23 protein-coding genes are annotated in these 21182 nt (G+C 73.9%); 16 read left to right on the top strand and 7 right to left on the bottom strand.

The genetic code is table 11. The features are described 5' to 3' along the window. The first annotated feature begins 6 nt into the window (after window positions 1-6). Both DSM104329_RS13695 and DSM104329_RS29110 read left to right on the top strand, forming a co-directional pair. The gene (locus DSM104329_RS13695; protein ID WP_259316001.1) at window positions 7-1818 is read left to right on the top strand and encodes an AMP-dependent synthetase/ligase; all 1812 of its coding nucleotides are present in this window, start codon (window positions 7-9) and stop codon (window positions 1816-1818) included. Between the two features lie 331 nt (window positions 1819-2149). Then, window positions 2150-2317, top strand: a complete 168-nt coding sequence (locus tag DSM104329_RS29110; RefSeq protein WP_407655886.1) for a hypothetical protein — start codon at window positions 2150-2152, stop codon at window positions 2315-2317. Here the strand turns inward: DSM104329_RS29110 and DSM104329_RS13700 are convergent. Next, a complete protein-coding gene (locus tag DSM104329_RS13700; RefSeq protein ID WP_259316002.1) occupies window positions 2259-3323 on the bottom strand; it encodes an alpha-hydroxy acid oxidase in 1065 nt (354 codons plus the stop codon). The two genes, DSM104329_RS29110 and DSM104329_RS13700, sit on opposite strands and share 59 nt — an antisense overlap. Beyond that, window positions 3320-3934 carry a class I SAM-dependent methyltransferase gene (locus tag DSM104329_RS13705; protein ID WP_259316003.1) on the bottom strand — a complete coding sequence of 205 codons (615 nt, stop codon included), beginning with the start codon at window positions 3932-3934 and terminating at the stop codon, window positions 3320-3322. The genes DSM104329_RS13700 and DSM104329_RS13705 overlap by 4 nt, the downstream gene beginning before the upstream one ends. 191 nt (window positions 3935-4125) lie before the next feature. Between DSM104329_RS13705 and ispG the strand changes: the two genes are divergently transcribed. The 8 genes from ispG to DSM104329_RS13745 all read left to right on the top strand — a co-directional run bounded on the left by ispG (window position 4126) and on the right by DSM104329_RS13745 (window position 10260). Then, window positions 4126-5385, top strand: a complete 1260-nt coding sequence (gene ispG, locus DSM104329_RS13710) for a flavodoxin-dependent (E)-4-hydroxy-3-methylbut-2-enyl-diphosphate synthase (RefSeq protein WP_259316004.1) — start codon at window positions 4126-4128, stop codon at window positions 5383-5385. 61 nt (window positions 5386-5446) lie between these two features. Further along, a complete protein-coding gene (locus DSM104329_RS13715) occupies window positions 5447-7093 on the top strand; it encodes a proline--tRNA ligase (RefSeq protein ID WP_259316005.1) in 1647 nt (548 codons plus the stop codon). Then, the gene (locus DSM104329_RS13720) at window positions 7075-7701 is read left to right on the top strand and encodes a CDP-alcohol phosphatidyltransferase family protein (protein ID WP_259316006.1); all 627 of its coding nucleotides are present in this window, start codon (window positions 7075-7077) and stop codon (window positions 7699-7701) included. Before DSM104329_RS13715 ends, DSM104329_RS13720 begins: the two co-directional genes overlap by 19 nt. A gap of 71 nt (window positions 7702-7772) precedes the next feature. Then, entirely contained in the window at window positions 7773-8027 is a 255-nt protein-coding gene (locus DSM104329_RS13725) for an RsiG family protein (RefSeq protein ID WP_259316007.1), read from the top strand. A 21-nt stretch (window positions 8028-8048) separates the two neighbouring features. After that, window positions 8049-8522: an FHA domain-containing protein gene (locus DSM104329_RS13730; protein WP_259316008.1), complete on the top strand. Its 474-nt coding sequence runs from the start codon at window positions 8049-8051 to the stop codon at window positions 8520-8522. Continuing rightward, window positions 8519-9277 (top strand): transcriptional regulator FtsR, encoded by a 759-nt coding sequence (gene ftsR / locus DSM104329_RS13735; RefSeq protein ID WP_259316009.1) that lies wholly within the window; start codon window positions 8519-8521, stop codon window positions 9275-9277. The genes DSM104329_RS13730 and ftsR overlap by 4 nt, the downstream gene beginning before the upstream one ends. Further along, window positions 9274-9813, top strand: coding sequence for an adenine phosphoribosyltransferase (locus DSM104329_RS13740; RefSeq protein WP_407655887.1), 540 nt, complete (start codon window positions 9274-9276; stop codon window positions 9811-9813). The genes ftsR and DSM104329_RS13740 overlap by 4 nt, the downstream gene beginning before the upstream one ends. 3 nt (window positions 9814-9816) lie before the next feature. Then, window positions 9817-10260, top strand: coding sequence for an SRPBCC family protein (locus DSM104329_RS13745; protein ID WP_259316011.1), 444 nt, complete (start codon window positions 9817-9819; stop codon window positions 10258-10260). Window positions 10261-10327: 67 nt separating this feature from the next. Here the strand turns inward: DSM104329_RS13745 and DSM104329_RS13750 are convergent, their stop codons facing one another. Then, the gene (locus DSM104329_RS13750; protein WP_259316012.1) at window positions 10328-11281 is read right to left on the bottom strand and encodes an anti-sigma factor domain-containing protein; all 954 of its coding nucleotides are present in this window, start codon (window positions 11279-11281) and stop codon (window positions 10328-10330) included. 29 nt (window positions 11282-11310) lie between these two features. On the opposite strand from DSM104329_RS13750, the gene DSM104329_RS13755 reads away from it, so the two are divergent. After that, complete coding sequence (locus tag DSM104329_RS13755) at window positions 11311-11751, top strand: PaaI family thioesterase (protein ID WP_259316013.1); 441 nt, start codon at window positions 11311-11313, stop codon at window positions 11749-11751. Here DSM104329_RS13755 and DSM104329_RS13760 read toward each other — a convergent pair. From DSM104329_RS13760 to DSM104329_RS13770, 3 genes are read right to left on the bottom strand one after another with little or no spacing between them, the layout of a single operon-like run. Next, the gene (locus tag DSM104329_RS13760; RefSeq protein ID WP_259316014.1) at window positions 11729-13441 is read right to left on the bottom strand and encodes an NAD+ synthase; all 1713 of its coding nucleotides are present in this window, start codon (window positions 13439-13441) and stop codon (window positions 11729-11731) included. The two genes, DSM104329_RS13755 and DSM104329_RS13760, sit on opposite strands and share 23 nt — an antisense overlap. Before the next feature lie 9 nt (window positions 13442-13450). Beyond that, entirely contained in the window at window positions 13451-13588 is a 138-nt protein-coding gene (locus DSM104329_RS13765) for a hypothetical protein (protein ID WP_259316015.1), read from the bottom strand. Continuing rightward, a complete protein-coding gene (locus DSM104329_RS13770; protein ID WP_259316016.1) occupies window positions 13585-15063 on the bottom strand; it encodes a wax ester/triacylglycerol synthase family O-acyltransferase in 1479 nt (492 codons plus the stop codon). The genes DSM104329_RS13765 and DSM104329_RS13770 overlap by 4 nt, the downstream gene beginning before the upstream one ends. Window positions 15064-15145: 82 nt before the next feature. Here DSM104329_RS13770 and DSM104329_RS13775 point away from each other — a divergent pair, with 82 nt between their 5' ends. From DSM104329_RS13775 to DSM104329_RS13795, 5 genes are all read left to right on the top strand, one after another. Further along, complete coding sequence (locus DSM104329_RS13775) at window positions 15146-16288, top strand: amidohydrolase family protein (RefSeq protein ID WP_259316017.1); 1143 nt, start codon at window positions 15146-15148, stop codon at window positions 16286-16288. A 168-nt stretch (window positions 16289-16456) separates the two neighbouring features. Further along, window positions 16457-17452: a septal ring lytic transglycosylase RlpA family protein gene (locus DSM104329_RS13780; protein ID WP_259316018.1), complete on the top strand. Its 996-nt coding sequence runs from the start codon at window positions 16457-16459 to the stop codon at window positions 17450-17452. Between the two features lie 90 nt (window positions 17453-17542). Beyond that, window positions 17543-18586, top strand: a complete 1044-nt coding sequence (gene dinB / locus DSM104329_RS13785; protein ID WP_259316019.1) for a DNA polymerase IV — start codon at window positions 17543-17545, stop codon at window positions 18584-18586. Window positions 18587-18596: 10 nt separating this feature from the next. After that, complete coding sequence (locus DSM104329_RS13790) at window positions 18597-19406, top strand: alpha/beta fold hydrolase (RefSeq protein ID WP_259316020.1); 810 nt, start codon at window positions 18597-18599, stop codon at window positions 19404-19406. After that, window positions 19399-20178 (top strand): enoyl-CoA hydratase/isomerase family protein, encoded by a 780-nt coding sequence (locus DSM104329_RS13795; protein ID WP_259316021.1) that lies wholly within the window; start codon window positions 19399-19401, stop codon window positions 20176-20178. The genes DSM104329_RS13790 and DSM104329_RS13795 overlap by 8 nt, the downstream gene beginning before the upstream one ends. Before the next feature lie 243 nt (window positions 20179-20421). On the opposite strand, the gene trxA is transcribed toward DSM104329_RS13795, so the two are convergent. Then, on the bottom strand, window positions 20422-21168 hold the full coding sequence (gene trxA, locus DSM104329_RS13800) for a thioredoxin (protein WP_259316022.1): 747 nt from the start codon (window positions 21166-21168) through the stop codon (window positions 20422-20424). Window positions 21169-21182: the final 14 nt, after the last annotated feature.

Raw genomic sequence — 21182 nt, forward strand, 5'->3', positions numbered from 1 at the left:
GACCCGATGGAGACCACTTCCGCCGCGCGCCGGCCTCGCGCGCTCGATGCCGCCACGATCCCGGAGGCGTTGCGGATCACCGCCGCCGAACGGGCCGATCACGTCGCCGTCCGCACCCAGGGCGGTGCGCAGGCGTGGACGTGGGCGCAGCTGCTCGAGCGCGTCGACGCCCTCGCCGCCGGCCTGCACCGGCTCGGCGTGCGTCGCGGCGACAGCGTCGCCCTGCTGCTCACCAACCGGCCGGAGTTCCACCTCGCGGACATGGCCGCCGCGACCCTCGGCGCGACGCCGTTCTCGATCTACAACACGTACTCGCCCGAGCAGATCGAGTTCGTGGTCACGGACGCCGGCGCGCGGGTGCTGATCGTGGAGCAGGCGCTGCTGGCCGGTGCGCTGGAGGCGCGCCAGGCGCTGCCGGGCCTCGAGCACGTGATCGTGGTCGACGGCCAGGCGCCGGAGGGCGCCCTGAGCCTCGAGGACGTGGTGGCCGCCGGCGCGCAGGACGACTTCGATCCGCGCGCGGCCTCCGCGGCGATCGAGCCCGACGACGTCGTCACGCTCATCTACACCTCCGGCACCACCGGGCCGCCGAAGGGCGTGCAGCTGACCCACCGCAACGTGATGAGCGCGGTGGCGATCGTCAACGACCTCATCCGCCTGCCCGAGGACGGCCGCGTCATCTCGTGGCTGCCGGCCGCGCACGTCGCCGAGCGGGTCGCCCACCATTACCTGCCGATCGCCTACGGCCTGCAGGTCACGTGCTGCCACGACCCGCGCCAGATCCTCGCCTACCTGCCCGAGGTCCGGCCCTCGTGGTTCTTCGCGGTGCCCCGCATCTGGGAGAAGCTCAAGGCCGGTCTGGAGGCGATGTTCGCCGGGCTGCCCGACGAGCAGCGCGAGGGCGCCCAGGCCGGTCTGCGGGCGGCGCTCGAGAAGGTCCGCCTCGAGCAGCGGGGCGAGCCGGTGCCCGGCGAGCTGGCGGCGCGGGTGGCCGCGGCAGACGAGGCGGTCTTCGCCCCGCTGCGCGCGCAGCTCGGCTTCGACGCGTTCGAGTCGGTGAACGTCGGCGCGGCGCCCACGCCCGTCGAGGTCCTCGAGTTCTTCCACGCCATCGGCATCCCGGTCGCCGAGCTGTGGGGCATGTCCGAGACGACCGGCGCGGGCTGCGTGAACCCGCCCGAGCGCATCAGGATCGGCAGCGTCGGACCGCCGTCGCCGGGCGTCGAGGCCAAGCTCGCGGAGGACGGCGAGCTGCTCGTCCGGGGCGACGTGGTCATGCCCGGCTACCGCAACCAGCCCGACCGCACGGCCGAGGCGATCGACGCCGAGGGGTGGCTGCACACGGGCGACATCGCCGAGATCGACGAGGACGGCTACGTGCGCATCGTCGACCGCAAGAAGGAGCTGATCATCAACGCCGCCGGCAAGAACATGTCGCCGGCGAACATCGAGGCGACGCTGAAGGCGGCCTCGCCGCTCATCGGCCAGACGGCGGTCATCGGCGACGCGCGCCCGTACAACACGGCGCTCATCGTGCTCGACGCCGACTTCGGGCCGGCCTGGGCGGCGCAGCACGGCATCCAGGGCGCCGACCTCGCCGCGCTCGCGGGCGACGAGCGGGTGCGGGCCGCGGTCCAGGAGGGCGTCGACGCGGCGAACGCGCGCCTCGCCCGGGTGGAGCAGATCAAGCGCTTCCACATCGTGCGCGGCGACTGGCTGCCCGGCGGCGACGAGCTGACCCCGACGATGAAGCTCAAGCGCAAGCCGATCGCCGCGAAGTACGCGGCGGACATCGAGCGCCTCTACGGTGCATCGTAGGTCCGTCCGCCCCACGATGCACCGGCTCAAGGTGCATCGGCCGCGGCCGATCGACGGAGAGTGCCCGCTCTCCGCCGCGCCGGCCTGCTCGCCGTCCTGACCGCGTGCCTCGCTCCGATGGGCGGCGGTGCCGCGCATGCCGCGAAGCCGCGGACGCAGTTCGCGGTGGGCTCGTCGACCGTCCGCGTGGCGCAGGACGTCGCGCGCGCGCATTGGGGCACCGACCCGTGTTCCGGTGCCGTGACGATCCGCTGCCAACCCGGCCGCCAACGAGGACTGCCGGATCGACTTCAACGCGACGGCCGAGTTCGACTGGCCGAAGTTCTGCACCGTGCTCGTCCACGAGTACGGCCATCTGGCCGGGCGCCCGCACGACGACCACCCCGGCCACCTCATGTCGCCGATCTACACGACGCCGCTCGCCGAGTGCGAGAGCCGCGCTACCGCGCGACGTGGGCCCGGGTCACGGCGCTCGGAGCCGCGGCGCCGAGCAGGCTGAGCCCGCGGGCGATCTCCTCCTGCAGGAGGTCGAGCACTCGCCGCGCGCCATGCTCGCCTCCGGCGGCCAGGCCCCACAGCGGGGGGCGGCCGACGAGCACGGCCCGCGCGCCGAGCGCCAGGGCCACGAGCGCGTCCGTGCCGCGGCGTACGCCGCCGTCGACGAGGACCTCGATGCGGCCGTCGACCGCTTCGACGACCTCCGGGAGCATGTCGATCGTGGCCGCCACGCCGTCGAGCTGGCGCCCGCCGTGGTTGGAGACGACGATCCCGGCCACGCCGTGCTCGCAGGCCAGCGCGGCGTCCTCGGCGGTCTGTATGCCCTTGAGCAGCAGCGGCACCGGCAGCTCGGAGGCGAGCTGCTCGATGTCGCGCCAGCCGAGGTTGCCGTTGACGAGGCTGAAGAACTCGGCCGGCGTCGGGCACTCGAGCGTGCCGAGGGCGGCGCGCACGGCCGGCATGTCGATGTCGGGCGGGATCGTGAACCCGGTGCGCTCGTCGCGCTCGCGGCGCCCGGCGACCGCGGCGTCGACGGTGACGACGACCGCGCCGAAGCCGTGGCCGAGCGCCTCGTCGAGCAGGGCGCGCGTGACGGCGCGGTCGCGGAACACGTAGAGCTGAAACCAGCGCGGACCGTCGGTGACGACCTCCGAGGGGCGCGACGTGGCGAGCGTCGACAGGCAGAAGATCGTGCCGGCACCCGCGGCGGCGCGGGCCATCGCCGGCTCGGCGTCCGGGTGCGCCAGGCGCTGCAGCGCCGTGGGCGCGACGAGGAGCGGCATCGAGACCGGCGTCCCGAGGACGGTCGTGGCCGTGCTCGCCGGGAGCCCCTCGACCAGCACGCGGGGGCGCAGCCGCCGGCGGGCGTAGGCGTCGACGTTGTCGCGCATGGTGCGCTCGTCGCCGGCGCCGCCCGCGTAGTAGCCGTAGGCGCCGGCCTCCATGCGCTCGGCGGCGAGGCGCTCGAAGTCGGAGACGTTGACGGCGTCCTGCCAGGCGACGGTCATGGCGCGCGCAACGCTATCCAGGACTTGGCCAGTCCCGCCACCCGCTCGGCCACCAGCTGCGCGTCGGGGAACAGCCGCGCGACCTCTCCGCGGCGCAGCAGCGCGATCTCCTCCCAGCCGCCCGCCGCCCCCAGCCGCCAGTACGCGCGCCGGGCCCCGGCGGGCAGCCAGTGGGCGAACGGCAGCAGCGCGTGCGGCTCGACGGGGAACGAGTAGGCGGGCGTCTGCACCCACACGCCCCGGGCGACGCGGCGCAGCTCGGCGGCGTAGGCGGCGCGCCGCGCGGGCGGGAGGTGCTCGACCACGCTGCTCGAGTAGGCGAGGTCGAACGCGCCGTCCTCGAACGGCAGGCGCTCCGTCGCGTCGGCGCGCACGAACGGCCCCGGGTACGCCGGACGGTCGACGACGTCGACGCCGGTGACGTCCAGGTCCGGCGCCAGCCCGCGCAGTCCGAGGGCGCCGCACCCGACGTCGACGATGCGCGTCGCCGGCGTGACGCCCGTCAGGGCGAGGAACCGGGCATGCCGGCGGGCGCGCGCCCGCTGGGCGAGCGGCTCGGCCATCCGGGCCAGCGGCCCGCGGGCGGTTGCGTAGACGTTGGCAGCCGGCATCCGGAGCGCTCGTACACTAAGTGGCCCGTCCCGCAACCGTCGGCCCGAAATGACACCCATCGATCACCGCCTGCCTGCGTCCTCGACCTTCGAAATCCCAGAGGGATTCCTTCAGGTCTGCGTCCTTGGCAGTCGGCGCCGCTGGGCGCCCTTTCGAACCGACGGTCACGAGACGAACCACTAGGTAGTCGATGGCTTCCGAGCGACAGATCCACGTCGGCGGCGTGCCGATCGGGGGCGGTGCCCCGGTCGCGGTGCAGACGATGACCAAGACGGAGACGGCCAACCTCCAGGCGACGATGGACCAGATCCACCGTGTGGCCGAGGCGGGCGCGGACATCGTGCGCTGCGCCGTCCCGCGCGAGCAGGACGTCGAGGCGCTGAAGACGATCGTGCGCGAGTCGCCGATCCCGATCATCGCCGACATCCACTTCAACCACACGCTCGCGCTCAAGGCGCTCGATGCCGGCGCGCACTGCGTGCGGATCAACCCCGGCAACATCGGCGGCCCCGACAAGGTCGCCGAGGTCATCGCCAAGGCGAAGGAGAAGGACACGCCGATCCGCGTGGGCGTGAACTCCGGCTCGCTGCCCAAGCACCTGCGCGATCTCGAGTACAGCGATCCGGTCGAGGCGCTCGTGCGCGCGGCCACCGAGACGGTCGAGCTCATGGAGCGCCTGGACTTCACGAACTTCAAGATCTCGATGAAGTCGACGTCGGTGCCGAACACGATCCACTCCAACCGGCGCCTCGCCGAGCGGATCCCGTACCCGCTGCACCTCGGCGTGACCGAGGCGGGGACGAAGTGGTCGGGCTCGCTGAAGAGCGCGGTCGGGCTCGGCACGCTGCTGGCCGACGGGATCGGCGACACCATCCGCATCTCCCTCTCGACGTTCCACGCCGAGGAGGAGGTCAAGGTCGCCTGGGAGATCCTCAAGGCGCTCAAGCTGCGCGAGCGCGGTCCCGTCCTCATCGCCTGTCCCACCTGTGGGCGGCTGCAGTTCGACATGGACTCGGTCGTCGCGGAGGTCGAGCGGCGCCTGGAGGCCTACGAGGATCCGATCGAGGTCTCGATCCTAGGCTGTGCGGTCAACGGGATCGGCGAGGCCCGCCACGCGGACTTCGGCATCACCGGGGCCAAGGACATGGGGATGATCTACTCCAAGGGCGAGCCGTTGAAGAAGGTCGCCACGGAGAGCCTCGTCGACGAGCTGTTCGCGGAGATCGACCGCTACTACGCCGCGGGCAAGACCGTCGTCCGCGACGAGGCGGCGGCCGCCGAGGCCGCGGCGTGGCTGGCCGAGGAGGAGGACGCGACGGCGATGACGCCCGAGCGCCTGGCCGCCCTCGAGGCCGAGAAGGCGCGCGAGGAGGCCGACGGCCTCGACGTGCGCGAGCTGCTCGACGAAGAGCAGTCCCCGGTCGCCGGGCGGCGCTTCACCCGCGCGTAGCGACGCGTCCGCGCACCGGCGGGCCGCCCATCGGCCCGTGCCGCGTAGGCTTTCGCGTCTCATGCACCGCCAATCGAACCTGCTCCTGCCGACCGAGCGCCAGGCGCCCGCCGACGCCGAGGCGATCTCTCACAAGCTCATGGTCCGTGCCGGCCTCATCCGTCAGATCGGCAGCGGCCTGTGGAGCTGGCTGCCGGCCGGCTGGCGCGTGCACGAGCGGATCGTGCAGATCATCCGCGAGGAGCTCGACGCGATCGGCGGGCAGGAGATGCTCATGCCGGTGCTGGTGCCCGCGGAGCTGTGGAAGCGCAGCGGCCGCTACGGCATCGACGAGCTCTTCAAGCTGCGCGACCGGCGCGACGCCGAGCTCGTGCTCTCGATGACCCACGAGGAGGTCGTCACGACCCACGTCGCGCAGGTCGTGCGCTCCTACCGCGACCTGCCGCTGATCCTCTACCACTTCCAGACGAAGGAGCGCGACGAGCCGCGCCCGCGCGCCGGGGTGCTGCGCACGCGCGAGTTCATCATGAAGGACGCCTACACGTTCGACCGCGACGCGGCCGGCCTGGAGGAGGGTTACCAGAAGCACATCGTGGCCTACGACCGGATCTTCGACCGCACCGGCCTGGAGTGGTACCGGGTCGAGTCCGACGTCGGCATGATGGGCGGCCTGGGCGCGCACGAGTACATGGCGCCGGCTCCGGCGGGCGAGAACGACGTGGCGCTGGCGCCCGGGTACGCGGCGAACGTCGAGGTGGCCAGCGCGGACCCCCAGCCGGTCGCGGAGCTGCAGCTCGAGGGCGAGTTCCACACGCCGGGCATGACGACGATCGAGGCGGTCGCGACCCATCTCGGCGTCGGCACGGGCAACCTGCTCAAGGCGTTCCCGGTGATCACCGAGGCGCGTGGGCTGGTGACGGTCTTCGTCCGCGGCGACCACCGGGTCAACGACATCAAGCTGCAGAACGCCCTCGGCGAGGCGTTCCGGCCCGCCGAGGCCGGCGAGCTGCCGGGTCCCGGCGGCTTTCTCGGGCCGACCGGCCAGGGGGTCGAGGTGTACGACGAGGCGGTCACGCCCGGCCGCTACGTCGCGGGCGCCAACCGCGAGGACTACCACGTCGTCGTCGAGGTGCCGGCCGGCGACCGCCTGGACGTCCGCACCGTGCAGGAGGGCGACCTGGTCGACGGCAACCCGATCACGGTGGAGCCGGCGATCGAGGTCGGCAACATCTTCAAGCTCGGCACCCGGTACTCCGAGCCGCTGGACGCGACGTACCTCGACGTGGACGGACGCGAGCAGTTCGTCTGGATGGGCTCCTACGGGATCGGGCCGGCGCGCATCGCCGCAGCGGCGGTCGAGCAGTTCGCCGACGACAACGGCATCTCGTGGCCCCGGGCGCTCGCGCCGTGGGACGTCCACGTGGTGGCGCTGGGCAAGGAGGACGAGCTCGCGGCGGCCGAGGCGCTGGCGCGGGAGATCGAGGCCGAGGGGCTGAGCGTGCTGCTCGACGACCGGCCGCTGCGGCCGGGCGAGAAGTTCGCCGACGCCGAGCTGCTCGGCTGCCCGCTGCGCCTGACCGTCGGCAAGCGCGCGCTCGAGTCCGGGACCGCCGAGGTCCAGGTCCGCCGGGGACGCGAGGCCCGCGGCGGCGTGCCGCTGCAGGGCGGTGCGCCGGCCGTGGCGGAGCTGTGGCGAAACCTCCCCTGACGTTCCGTCGTCTGAGCGGTCTGGACCGCTCCGGCGCGCCGCCGCCCGAGACGCAGGCGGGCCAGCCGCTGCGCCCATGGACGATCCCGAACTTCATCGGCTACGCGCGCCTGGCGCTCGTGCCGGTCTTCCTCGTCCTCGCCCTGTCGTCGGACACGGGCACGGATCCGCTGCCCGCCGTGCTGTTCGCGGTGGCGGTGTGGGGCGACTACGCCGACGGCATCGCCGCGCGGGTGACGGGCCAGTACAGCCGCCTCGGCACGCTGCTGGATCCGATCGTCGACCGCCTCATCATCCTCGCCGGGGTCGTCGTCTGCTGGCGCTTCGAGCTGCTGCCCCGGTGGGCGATCGCCGTGCTCGCGGGGCGCGAGCTGTTCATGCTGCTCGCGGGGCAGTACGCGGTGCGCCATGGCGTGGAGCTGAAGATCAACTGGCCGGGCCGCTGGTCGGTGTGGCCGCTGATGAGCGCGATCTTCCTGGCGCTGTGCGGCGTGGAGGACGTGGCGGCGGTCCTGCTCTACGTCGGTCTCGCTCTCGCGCTCTGGGCGACGGTGCTCTACGGTGTGTCCGCGGTTCGCCAATTGCGCGAACCCTCAAGGTCAACTTGACGTTCGGAAAAATGGGCTATGCTCAGCCTCGCTCGTCGTCACGCCGCGCTTCCCCTGTAGGAGTCATTCCCATGGACACCTTCCCCGACCTTGGCTCGCTCTCGGACCAGGAGCTCAAGGACCTCATCCAGCAGCTGACCGAGGAGGAGGTCGACATCTCCTACAAGCGCCGCATCCTCCACGGCAAGATCGACATCCTCCGCGCCGAGCTCGTCAACCGCCTACGCAAGAAGCACGAGGGCGGCGAGGAGGTCATCACGGGCGATGACGTCCGCCGCCTCACCGACATCCTCGCTGGTCGCGCCGGCGAGGAGCCGGCCTCCTAGCGCTCCCGCTCGTCGATCGGCATGGCGCTGCATTGCCCGGAGTGCGGCTTCGTCAACGCGGACGGGGCGAACTACTGCCAGAAGTGCGGAGCGTTTCTCGCCGCACAGGAGACGCCTGCCGGCTCTGACCCGGTCACGGCGACCTACCGCGTCGGCGAGACCGGAGAGCTGATCCCGGTCGACCTGGACACCGCAGCCTCGGAGGGACCCGTGCTCGTGATCCGCTCGGGCGGCGGCCGGACGGGCGAGTCGTTCCCGCTCGACGGCGACCGCATGACGATCGGCCGCCGGCCGGACTCCGACATCTTCCTCGACGATGTCACCGTCTCGCGCGACCACGCGCTGCTCGTGCGCCGCGGCAACGACCTCTACCTGGACGATCTCGGGTCGCTCAACGGCTCCTACGTGAACCGCAGGCGCATCGAGTCGCATCAGCTCGATGACGGCGACGAGCTGCAGATCGGCAAGTACAAGCTGACGTTCCTGCAGCGGTGACCGCGGTGGACCAACCCGAGATCGAGCTCCCGGACGCCGCCGCCTCCGCGCCGCCGCGCGAGAAGGCGATGACGATCGGCGCCGTGACGAAGGCGCTGGAGCAGGAGTTCCCCGACATCTCGATCTCGAAGATCCGCTACCTCGAGGACCAGAAGCTGCTCACGCCGCGCCGCACGCCCGGCGGCTACCGGCTCTACACGCCGTCGGACGTCGCGCGGCTGCGTACGATCCTTCGCCTCCAGCGCGACGAGTTCCTGCCGCTGCGGGTCATCCGCCAGGAGCTGGCCGCGGGCCGCGCGAGCGAGCCGGCCGCGGTGGCCGCCGCGGCGGACGGGCGCCGCGCGGCGCGCCGGCCGTCGGTCAGCGTGAGCGAGCGCGGGCCGCTGTACTCGCTGGAGGACGTGCTCGAGGAGACGCGCGCCGACCCGGCCCTCGTGCGCGAGCTCGAGGAGTACGGGGTCATCAAGGGCGAGAACCGGGCGGGCGTGAAGTACTACGACGAGACCGAGCGCGAGATCGTGCGGGCCGTCACCGAGCTCGCCCGCTACGGCGTCGGCGGGCGCAACCTGCGCGTGTTCCGCACCTCCGCGGACCGCGAGGCCGCGCTGCTGCAGCAGATCCTCGCGCCGGCCCTGCGGTCGCGCAATCCTCAGCGCCGCAAGGAGGCGCTCGAGGCGCTGGAGAACCTGGCCGCCGTCACGAGCCACCTGAAGCACCTCCTGCTGGTGCGCGACCTGCGGGGGATCGTCGGATGACCACCATGAGCACCACCGACCTGCGCGCCCTGATCCGCGACGTGCCGGACTTCCCCAAGCCCGGCGTCGGCTTCCGCGACATCACGCCGGTGCTCGCGTCGCCGGAGGGCTTCCACGCCGCCGTGTCCGGGCTGACGGAGCTGTCGCGCGAGTACCGGCCCGACCACGTCATCGCCGCGGAGGCGCGCGGGTTCCTGTTCGGCCCGGCGGTCGCGGCGGAGCTCGGCGCCGGGTTCGTCCTGGCGCGCAAGCCGGGCAAGCTCCCGCGCGAGACGGTGAGCGTCGAGTACTCGCTCGAGTACGGCGTCGACCGCCTCGAGGTGCACACGGAGGCGATCGGCCCGGGCGCGCGCGTGCTCGTCCACGACGACCTCCTGGCGACCGGCGGCACGGCGCGCGCGCTGTGCGAGCTGGTCGAGGCCGCCGGCGGCGAGGTCGTCGCCTGCGCCTTCCTGCTCGAGCTGGCGTTCCTCGACGGGCGCGAGCGGCTGGCCGGCCGTCCGGTACACGCGCTGCTGCGCGACGACGCCGAGTAGGCCGTGCCGAAGGTCCGCGTCCGGCGGACGCTGGCGGCGCCTCCGGCCGCGGTCTGGGCGATGGTCGGCGATCCGCACCGGCTCGCGCGCTGGTGGCCGCGCGCGGCCCGGGTCGAGGACGTCAGCGGCCGCGGGTTCACGCTCGTCCTGACGAGCTCGCGGGGACGCGAGGTGCGCGCCGACCAGCGGATGCTCGCGGTCGAGCGGGGCCGCCGGTGCGCCTGGGCGCTGCAGACCGAGGGAACCCCGTTCGCCAACGTGTTCGCGTCGAGCGAGACCGAGGTGCGGCTCGGGCCGGCGGCCGACGGCGCGACGGACGTCGAGCTCGAGCTGCGCCAGAAGATGCGCGGCGGCGCCCGGCTGGGCGGGCCGCTCGTGCGCCGGGCCGGACGGCGCGAGCTGCGCAGCGCGCTCGACGCGCTCGAAGAGGCGCTCGCAGGCGCCTAGCGGGCCCCGCAGACGTCGCACTCGAAATGCGGGGCGCATTTCGAGCACAACGTTCCCGGGAGGCCCACTAGAGGCGGCCGCGCAGGACCACGTCGGTCGGCTTGGCCGGGTCGTTGCTCGTCTCGAGCGAGAGCTCGAGGGCGCGGTAGTCCTTCGCGTCCTCGGGCAGCAGCGCCGTGACGTTCTCGAGCCGGCCGTTCTTCCCGACCACCGGTGTAGCTCCGAGGCGCTTGACCCCGTCGCTCGGTCCGCCGGTGAGCCAGGCGACGTAGGCGTTGCGCTTCGAGTTGGGCTGAAGATCCTGGGCATTGACGACGATTCCACGCTGGCCGCCCTGGGCGATGACGGTCGCGACGCCGAGCGCCTTGCCGGCGCCGGGCGCGCGGAGGTTGATCTGGCCCTCGATCGTCGGCTGGGCCTGTGTGGTGCTCGTCGTCGACGTCGACTGCGTGCCGGTCGACGCGCTGGTGCTCGACCCGTTGTCGCTGCTGCCGCTGCCCAGCACGAGGATCAGCACGATCGCGACGACGGCGGCGAGCCCGAGGATGAGGAGCGCGCCGCCGAGCCGCGACGCCCGCGGGCCGCCGCCGGGCGGGGGCGGGCGGAACCCGGGGACCGGGGCGTCATCGGACGGCTCCGCGCGGAAACCGGGGATCGGGGCATCATCGGACGGCTCTGGGACCTCGGGAACGCGGTCGCCGCCGATCGGCCGCAGTTCGTCGGCGATCGCCGCGGCCCAGGTGCGCGCCGGCTCGCCCGCCGCCAACGTTGCGGTGGCCTGCGCCGTTTCCGCGTCCTGCTGGCCCAGCAGCCAGTCGGCGAGGACCGCGCGCTGCGCCTCGGGCGGCTCGGTGGCGCCCGCCGCGCGCCCGAGGGCGACGAGCGCGCCCTCCGCGCGCTGCCGGACGGCCGCGGCGTCGGTCCGCAGCAGCGTCGCGAGCTCGTCATAGCCCTTGCCGCGTTGCAGCAGTAGCTGGACGACCGCGCGCTGCTCGGGGCTGAGGTCGTCGAGGCGGCCCATGCGCGGGCGAAGGCTATACGGTGCCTGCCGTGGATCACGCCGCCATGCCGCTGGACCTGCCCGTCCCCTTCGACGAGTCGTTCGATGCCCTCTACGGCCTGCAGATCGTCGAGCTCGGCGAGGAGCGCGCGATCGCCCGCGTGCCGGTGAGCAACGCGATCAAGCAGCCCCTGGGCCTGGTCCACGGCGGGGTCTTCTGCGCGATGGCGGAGTCGCTGGCCTCGCACGCCACCGCGGCGGTCGAGTTCCCGCGCGGCAACTCGGTGCGGGGGCTGTCGAACCAGACGAGCTTCATACGCCCGATCACCGAGGGCACGGTCCACGCGACCGCCCTGCGCCGGCACCGCGGTCGCACGACCTGGATCTGGGACGTCGAGATCACCGACGACCGCGAGCGGCTGTGCGCGGTCTCGCGGATGACCATCGCGGTGCGGCCGGCGCCTGGCCCTAGCCGCGATAGCCGTTCGTGATCGGCATCCGCCGGTCGCGCCCGAACGCCCGCGTGGTGATCTTGATGCCCGGCGGCGCCTGACGGCGCTTGTACTCGGCGAGGTCGACGAGCCGGATGACCCGCTCGACGTCCGCCTCCGGCAGACCCTGGCCGACGAGGTCCTCGGTGCCGAGGTCCTGCTCGACGTAGCCCTCAAGGATGCGGTCGAGCAGCTCGTAGGGCGGCAGCGAGTCCTCGTCGCGCTGGTCGGGCCGCAGCTCGGCCGACGGGGGGCGGTCGATGATGGAGCGCGGTAGCCCGCGGTGCTCGGAGAGCCGGTAGACGAGCGTCTTCGGGCAGTCCTTGATCACCGCGAAGCCGCCCGCCAGGTCGCCGTAGAGCGTCGAGTAGCCGACCGACATCTCCGACTTGTTGCCGGTCGTCAGCACGAGCCAGCCGAACTTGTTCGACAGCGCCATCAGGAGGTTGCCGCGGATACGGGCCTGGAGGTTCTCCTCGGTGATGTCCGGCTCGCGGCCCTGGAACGTGGCGGCGAGCATCTCCGTGTAGGACTCCATCGCCGGCGCGATCGAGAACTCGTGGCACTCGATTCCAAGCTCCCGCGCGAGATCGCGCGCGTCGTCCTGGGTGCCCGATGACGAGTACGGCGACGGCATCACCACGGCGGTGACGCGGCCCGCGCCCAGCGCGTCCACGGCGATCGCGGCGACGAGCGCCGAGTCGATCCCGCCCGAGAGGCCGAGCACGACGTGGCGGAAGCCGTTCTTCTCGACGTAGTCGCGCAGGCCGAGCACCAGCGCCGCGTAGACCTCGGCCTCGATCGGCTGCAGCAGCGGCGCGACCCGCCGCTCGGGCGCGGCCCCCGTGGCGGGCGGGGCCGGCTCCAGGCGCGCCAGGGTGACGACCTGCGGGGCGGTGCGGCGGACGGTCGGCCGGTGCGACGTGTCGCGCAGGCGGGCCTTCGCGCCGGCGCCGAGGTCGACGTCGACGACCAGCATCTCCTCGGCGAACTGCGCGGCGCGCGCGACGATCTCGCCCGTGTGGTCGCAGACGAACGAGTGGCCGTCGAAGACCAGCTCGTCCTGGCCGCCGACCTGGGCGCAGAACGCGTACGCGGCGAGCGAGTCGCGGGCGCGCTGGGCAATCATGCGCTCGCGCTCGACGCCCTTGCCGGCGTGGTAGGGCGAGGCCGACAGGTTGAGGATGAGGCTCGCGCCCGCCACCGCCTCGTCGGTCGCCGGCGGCCCCGGCTCCCAGATGTCCTCGCAGATGGTGATGCCCACGCGCAGGTCGCCCACGTCGACGACGCCGCCGCCCGGACCGATCTGGAAGTAGCGCTGCTCGTCGAAGACCCCGTAGTTCGGCAGCAGCACCTTGCGGTAGATCGCCTGGAGGCGGCCGCGCGACAGGACCGCCGCGGCGTTGAAGACGTCCTCGGCGCGCTCCGGGAAGCCCACGACCGCGACATGCTCGCCGGACTCCGCGGCGAGGCGGTCGATCGCGGCCCGCGCGTCGCGCAGGAAGTGCTCCTTGAGCAGGAGGTCCTCGGGCGGGTAGCCAGTGATGACCAGCTCGGCGAACAGCGAGAGCTGGGCCCCGGCGGCGCACGCGGCGGCGATCCCGTCGCGGACCTTGCGCTCGTTGCCCTCGAGGTCGCCCACGGTGGGGTTCAGCTGGTGTAGCGCCAGGCGCAGCGTGCGATCGCTCATCGCCCCACATCATGGCGTGCGCTGCGTCGAGGCCGTCCCCGGGCGATCGAGCGACGCGTCGTCGCGCGACTGCAGGATCAGCATCAGGGCGACGACCCCGGCGGCCGCGACGACGACGGCCAGCACCACGGCGAGCAGGCGGCTCACGGGCGCCGGAGCTCTTCGGCGCGCGGCATCCGGCCGTTGCGCGAGCGGCCGCGGGGTCCGCGGGGGCCCGGGCCCAGCGCGCCGGCCGCCGCCGCCGCGAGGTCGGCGATCGCGCCGCGCAGGCCCTCGGCGACGACGTCGAGGTCCGGCAGGGCGTCCTGGTCGCTGAGCAGACCGAACCCGAGGCGGCCGGCGTAGCTCATGACCGACACGCCGACGGCGTGGTGGGGCGCCAGCGGCACCACGGAATGGACGCGGCGCATCTCGCGGCCGAGCAGGAAGAGCGGATGCTGCGGGCCCGGGACGTTCGTCACCGCGACGTCGAAGCGGTCCTCGTGGGCCTGCAGGCGGGCGGCCTGGCTCATGATGGTGGTGGCGGCGAACCCGGGGAGGTGGGTGAGCGCCTCGGCGCTCATCGCCTCGGCGGCGCCGGGCGCGGCGGCCAGCGACGCGCGTACGGCGGCGAAGGCGGCGAGCGGATCGGTCTCGCCCACCGGGAGATCGGCGGGCATCGCTTCGATGCGCCCGATGACGGTCGCGTCCGTCCCGGGGCCCGGTCCGCGCAGCGCGAGCGGGACGAGCGCCCGCAGCGTCAGCCCGAGGGTACGGTGCCCGTGCAGGCGCAGGTGGCGTCCCAGCGCGCCCGCGACGACGGTGAGCACCGCGTCGTTGACGGTGCCGCCCAGGGCGTCCTTGATCGCCCGGAACGTCTCGAGATCCGCGTCGACCCACTCGTAGCGCCGGTGCGGGCCGATCGGCACCCGGTACGGGCTCGTGTCCGGTGGGACGAATCCGGCCCAGCCCAGCGGCGCCGCCTTCGCGATCGTGCCCGCCGCCCGGCGCGGGGCCCGCAGCAGCACCCGCGCGCCGCGGCCGATCTCCTCGGGCATCGTCGCGCGCTCGAGCAGGGATCCGGCGAGCAGCTGGGCCGGCGTGGGAACGGGCCGCGGAACCCATCCGGGCGCGTCCCGGGGCGCGTGCTGCGCGCTGGTGTCGGCGGCGTCGTCCTCGAGCAGGACGCTGGCGATCTCGCGCCCGCGGAGGCCGTCGACGAGCACGTGATGGGTCTTGCCGATGAGCGCGAAGCGGTCGCCCTCGAGCCCCTCGACGAGCCAGATCTCCCACAGCGGCTTCGCGCGGTCCAGCGGCTGCGAGAAGATCCGGCCGGCCTCGCGCTTGAGCGACGCCTCGTCGCCCGGCACGGGCAGCCCGCTGTGGCGGACGTGGTAGCGCAGGTTGAAGTACGGGTCGTCCACCCAGACCGGCCGGCCCTGGCGCAGCGGCACCCCGGCCGGCACCTGCCGGTAGCGCGGCACGAGGTCCAGGCGGGCGCGGATGTGGTCGAGCAGCTCGACGTAGCCGGGGGGCCGGCCGTCGAAGACGAGGACCTCGGCGACGTGCAGGTTGGCCGCGCCGTCGCGCTCGCGGTGCAGGAAGGATGCGTCGAGGCCGCTCAGGCGATCGGGGTTGGCCACGACCCCGATTGTGGTTGCGGCCGGGGGGATGCGCAAGCCGCGGCACACGATGTTCTCCACCGGCGCCCTAACCTCTGCCGTCGTGCCCGTGCCCGGATACCCGTGGGACGACATCCTGGAGCCGTACCTGGGAACGGTCCGGTCGCTGCTCGGACCGGGGACGTCGCTGCTCGACGTCCACACGCACACGGGCTTCAACGACCCCGACGGGGTGAAGGGGTCCGTCGAGGACCTGCTGGGCGGCCTGGACCGCGCAGGGATCGACGAGGCCGTCGTCTTCACGACCGCCGAGCCTGAGGGGTACCCGCCGGCCAACGACCGGGTGCTCGCCGAGATCGCGACGGCCGGCGGTCGGCTGCGCGCGTTCGCCCGCATCGACCCTAACGCCGGCGATCCGCTGCCGGAGGCCCGCCGCTGCCTGGAGGCGGGCGCGGTCGGCTTCAAGCTGCATCCACGCTCCGACGCGTTCGTCATGTCGCACCCGTCGGTGCAGGCGCTCGTCGAGCTGGCCGCCGCCGAGCGGCTGCCCGTGCTCGTCCACGCGGGGCGCGGCATCCCGGCGCTCGGCGAGGACCTCGTCACGCTCGCCCGGCGCCATCCCAGCGCCGCGCTGATCCTCGCCCACGCCGGCATCAGCGACCTCGGCCTGGTCGGCCCGGTGGCCAACGAGCTGCAGAACCTCTACTTCGACACGTCCTGGTGGCTGTCGTCCGACATGCTCGCGCTGTTCGAGACGGTCGACCCGTCGCGGATCCTGTTCGCCTCCGACATGCCGTACGGGTCGGGCCGCTATGCCCTGATGGCGTTCGTGCGCTGCGCGAGGGAGGTCGGGCTGGGCCCGGACGCGCTCGAGGCGATCGCGGGCGGCAACGCGCGGCGGGTGCTGGCCGGCGAGCCCCCGATCGACCTCGGCGGGCCGCCCGGGCGCGGCGTGCTCGGCCACCGGTGGCTCGCGGGGGAGCGCGTCATCGCCTACACCGCCGCGGCGTGCCAGATGATCTTTCGCTTCGTCGACGCGACGGAGCCGCTCGCGCTGGCACGGCTCGCCTGCCAGATCCCCACGGGCGGCGCGGACGGCGACGAGGCTCGCCTGCTGACGGAGATCGACGGGCTGCTCGAGACCGCCCAGGCGGTGCAGGCGCAGGAGCCGCTCGAGACGCGCGCCGCGCGGTTCGCGGCGATCGCCGCGCAGCTGCTCGCCGGCACGCCGCGCGTGCCGATCTGAGGACCGCCGCCCAAGTGTGAGGTGTCGCACACTTGGGTGTCGGGGCCGTGAGGCGGGGTACTCTCGAACGGCTGTTCGTATTCGGCCCGGGTGACTTCGCGGCGTCTTTCGCTGCTCCGCGCGTCTCGAGATCCCGCCGGCCGCCGCACAGACAAAGGAGGACCTCTGTTGAGGCCGCAGAACCCGCTGCGCGCCGTGCCGGCCCTTGGGCTGGCGAGCGTGCTCGGATCAACCATCGCCCTGAGCGCCGCCGCGCCCGCCGCCGCTCAGTCCGACACCCCGGGCGCACCCATCCAGATCACCGTCCGCGACGGCTCCCTGCGCTTCGGCGCGGCGGTCGACGTGACCGGCCGCCTCGCCTCCGGGCAGCCCGGCGTCCCCGTGGCCCTGCAGTTCCGCCCGGCGGGCGGCGCCGAGTGGGTGGCTCTGCGCAGCGCCGTGACGCAGGACGGCGGCGCGCTGCACCTGAGCGCGCCCCTGCGCCGGTCGGGCGCGGTGCGCGTGGTCGACGCCACGCCCCAGGCCGGCGCCGCCCAGGCCGACGAGCCGGCGCCGGCGCCGGCGCCGGCGCCGCCGCCGGCCGCCGTGAGCGCCGAGCGCCCCGTCCGGGTCCGCGCCGCCCTCGCCACCGAGCACGTGCGCCACCATCTGCGCGCCGGGCGCCGCGTCGAGGTCGCCGGCGCCCTGCGCCCGGGCGGCGGGGGCCGCGTCGTGGCGCTGCAGCTGCGCCGCGAGGGCCGCTGGCGCACGATCGACCGCGACCGGACCGCCGCCGGCGGCCGCTACCGGCTGTCGCAGCGGCTGGGCTCGCCGATGAGCGCCCCGGCGCGCGTGCGCTTCGCCGGCGACGGCGCGAACGCGGCGACCAGCGAGCCGGTCGGCCGCGTCAACGCGTACCGTCGCGCGTTCGCGTCCGCCTACGGGCCGGGGCTGTTCGGCAACCCGCTGGCCTGCGGCGGCACGTTCACGCCCGCCACGATCGGGGTCGCCCACAAGACCCTCCCGTGCGGGGCCGCGCTCACCCTGCGCTACCACGGCCGCAGCGTGCGCGCCCATGTGGTGGACCGCGGCCCGTTCGTCGCCGGGCGCGAGTTCGACCTCACGTGGGCCACGAAGGCCCGGCTCGGCCATCCGGGGATGGGCTGGATCGAGGTCACCCGCTAGTCGAGTTGCGCTTTCCGTCCGAGGGGTGGACAGAAAGCGCAGGTCGCGCCCGGGAGGCCCGTCCGAGCTCCCGGGCACCATCTGTGGGCCGTGAAGATCGCCCACCTCGACATGGACGCGTTCTACGTGTCCGTGGAGCTCCAGCGCCGCCCCGAGCTGCGCGGCAAGCCGGTCATCGTCGCGGGCACGGGCCCGCGGGCGGTCGTCACGACCGCCAGCTACGAGGCGCGCAAGTTCGGCGTCGGCTCGGCGATGCCCGCCGCGCGGGCGCGGCGCCTGTGCCCGGCGGCGATCAACATCCCACCCGACTTCGCGGCCTACCGTGCGGTCTCCAGGCAGGTCATGGACCTGCTGCGCGACCACGTCGAGCGCGTGGAGGTCGTCGGGCTCGACGAGGCCTACCTGGACCTCAGCGGCCTCGTCGCCCCGAACGCGGCCATGCGCCGGCTCGTCGCCGACATCCGGCGCGCGACCGGACTCTCCGCGTCCGTCGGCATCGGCCCGAACAAGCTCGTCGCAAAGGTGGCCTCCGACGCCGAGAAGCCCGCCGGCTTCGTCGTCCTCACGCGCGAGGGGGCGTGCGCGCGCTTCGCGGACGCCTCGCCGGGCCTCGTGCCCGGCATCGGGCCGAAGACCGTCGAGCGCCTGGCCGCGCTCGGGATCACGACGCTGGGCCGGCTGGCGCAGACGCCCGAGGCGGCCCTCCAGGAACGCTTCGGCACGAACCAGGGCCGCGATCTGCTCGCCCGCGCGCGCTTCCACGGCTCGGCGCAGCTCACGCTCGAGCGCGTCGCGGTCAGCGAGTCGCGCGAGACGACGTTCAACACCGATGTCGCCGATCGCGCGGAGCAGGAGGCGCACCTGCGCCGGCTCTCCGACGAGCTGTGCGCCGGGCTGAAGCGCCCCGGGCGCACGATCGCGATCAAGGTGCGCCTCGACGACTGGACCACGGTCACGCGCGCCCGCACGATCGCCGAGGCGACCGCCGACGCGCACGTCGTCGGCGGCGTCGCGCTCGACCTCCTGCGCGCCTACGCGCCCGCCCGGCCGGTGCGGCTGCTCGGCGTCCGCGTCGCCGGGTTCGACGCGCCGGCGCCGGAGGTCGACGCCGGCCAGCTCGCCCTGCCGCTGTAGGTTGCCGTCCATGCCTCACGCCACCATCCACGGCCACGACCTGTACTACGAGCGCTCCGGATCCGGCGAGCCGCTCCTGCTGATCATGGGCATGAGCGGCACCCACCTCAGCTGGGGCGAGCCGTTCCTCGACGGCCTGCGCCGGGAGTTCGAGGTCTGCGTCTACGACCACCGCGGCGTGGGGCACTCCTCGGCGACCGAGCCGGGCTTCACGATCGCCGACCTGGCCGACGACGCCGCGGGCGTGCTCGACGCGCTCGACTGGGACACCGCCCACGTCGTCGGCATCTCGATGGGCGGGATGATCGCCCAGGAGCTCGCGCTGCGCCATCCCGAGCGCCTGCGCACGCTGACGCTCGGCTGCACCTATCCAGGCGGCGCGGGCTCCGTGCTGGCCTCACAGGAGACGATGGGCAAGCTCATGGAGGGGATGAGCTCCGGCGATCCTGAGCAGGCGGTCCGCGCCAGCTGGGAGGTCAACGTGTCCCCGGCCTTCGCGGCCGACGACGCCGCCTTCGCCGCATTCCGCGGCGCGGCGCTCGAGCTGCCGGTCGCCCTGGAGGTCATCATGGCCCAGGCGCAGGCCGTCATGGGCCACGACGCGAGCGAGCGCCTGGTGGACGTCAGCGCCCCGACGCTCGTCATCCACGGCACCGCCGACGAGATGCTGCCGGTCGCCAACGCCGCGCTCATCGCCGAGAAGATCCCCGACAGCCGCCTGGAGATCCTCGACGGCGTCGGGCACATCTTCTTCCGCGAGCGCCCCGGCGACAGCGTGAGGCTCATCGCCGACCACGCGCGGGAGGCCGGCCGTGTCTGATCCCGTCCTGCTCGACGTCCGCGACGGCGTCGCGCACCTGACGCTCAACCGCCCCGGCGCCGGCAACCCGGTCAGCCTCGAGGCCGCGGGCGCGCTGCGGGACCACGCCCGCAGCCTCCACGGCCGCGACGACGTCCGCGCGGTGATCCTCGGCGCCGACGGCCCGAACTTCTCGGTCGGCGGCGACCTGCGCTACATGCACGAGGCCGAGGAGACGGAGGCGGCGGTCCTCGCGCTCGTCGAGGCGTTCCACGACGGCGTGGAGGCGCTGCTCGCCCTCGACGCGCCGCTCGTCACGGCCGTGCGCGGCGCCGCGGCCGGCGGCGGGATGAGCTTGGCGATGATCGGCGACATCGTCGTCGCCTCGCAGACCGCGCGCTTCACGATGGCCTACACCCAGATCGGCTTCTCGCCCGACGGCGGCGCCACGTGGACGCTGCCGCGCATCGTCGGCTGGCGACGGGCGGCGGAGCTGATGCTCCTCAACGAGCGCATCGACGCCGCCGGCGCGCTCGAGATGGGCCTCGTGACCCGCGTCGTGGACGACGAGCAGCTGGAGGCGAAGGCGGGCGAGATCGCGGGCAAGCTGGCGTCCGGCTCGACGCCCGCGTTCGGCGCCGTGCGGCGGCTCCTGCGGGCGTCGGCGACGAACTCGCTGACGGACCAGCTCGCTGCCGAGGCGCCGTCGATCTCCAGGCTCGCCGCCTCGCCCGACGGGCGCGAGGGGGTCAGCGCGTTCTTCGAGAAGCGCGCGCCCGCGTTCGGCCGCTAGGGGTGCCGACGCCGGCCCCGGGGCCGACAAGGTGGGCGTGCGGCGTCTGCCGGCGAGAGGCGGGCCCCCGTGCGTTTACCAGGGGTGCCGACGCCGGCCCCGGGGCCGACAAGGTGGGCGTGCGGCGTCTGCCGGCGAGAGGCGGGCCCCCGTGCGTTTACCAGGGGTGCCGACGCCGGCCCCGGGCCCACAAGGTGGGCTTGCGGCGCGTCTGCCGGCGAGAGGCGGGCCCCCGTGCGTCTACTAGTAGAGGGCGGTCGCCAGGCGGCGCCGGGCGTCCCGCGCGAAGTCGCTGTCGACGCCGAGCTCGTCGAGGATCGCGACGATCACGCGGCGCAGGTCGTCCTTGGCGCCGTCGGCGTCCGGCAGCGCCTCGATCAGCAGATCCGTCGCGCGTTCGCGGTCGCCGGCGTCCAGCGCCGTCAGCGCCTCGCTGACGTCGACGGGCGCGTCCGCCTCCTCGAGGCGCGCGCGGGCGAGCAGCCCCTCGGCCTGGAAGTCGCCGGGCACGTTCTTCAGGAGCTCGAGCGCCTCGTCGCGCTCGCCGCGCCCGAGCAGGATCCGCGCGAGCGGCACGACGGCGTCGGGGCGCGCGGGCGCGAGCTCGACGGCCCGGCGCAGGGACGCCTCGTCGCCCGCGGCGACCAGGCGGTCGGCCTCGGACGGGACCAGCGCGTCGAAGAACTGCTCGACGGCGGCCGGCGGCTGGGCGCCGACGAACTCGGAGACGACGCGGCCGTCCTTGAACGCCTTGACGGCGGGGATGCCCTGGATCTGGAAGGCGGTCGCGAGCTGCTGGTTGGCGTCGGTGTCGAGCTTGGCCAGCACGACCTCGCCCTCGCGGGCGTTGGCGGCCTTCTCGAGCGCGGGCCCGAGCTGCCGGCAGGGACCGCACCACTCGGCCCAGAAGTCGACGACGACCGGGACGGTGCGGGAGCGGTCGAGGACCTCCGCCTGGAAGGTCGCTTCGGTGACGTCGATGACGGTCATGATGGACATACGGT

This window comes from Capillimicrobium parvum (assembly GCF_021172045.1).
Taxonomy (GTDB): domain Bacteria; phylum Actinomycetota; class Thermoleophilia; order Solirubrobacterales; family Solirubrobacteraceae; genus Capillimicrobium; species Capillimicrobium parvum.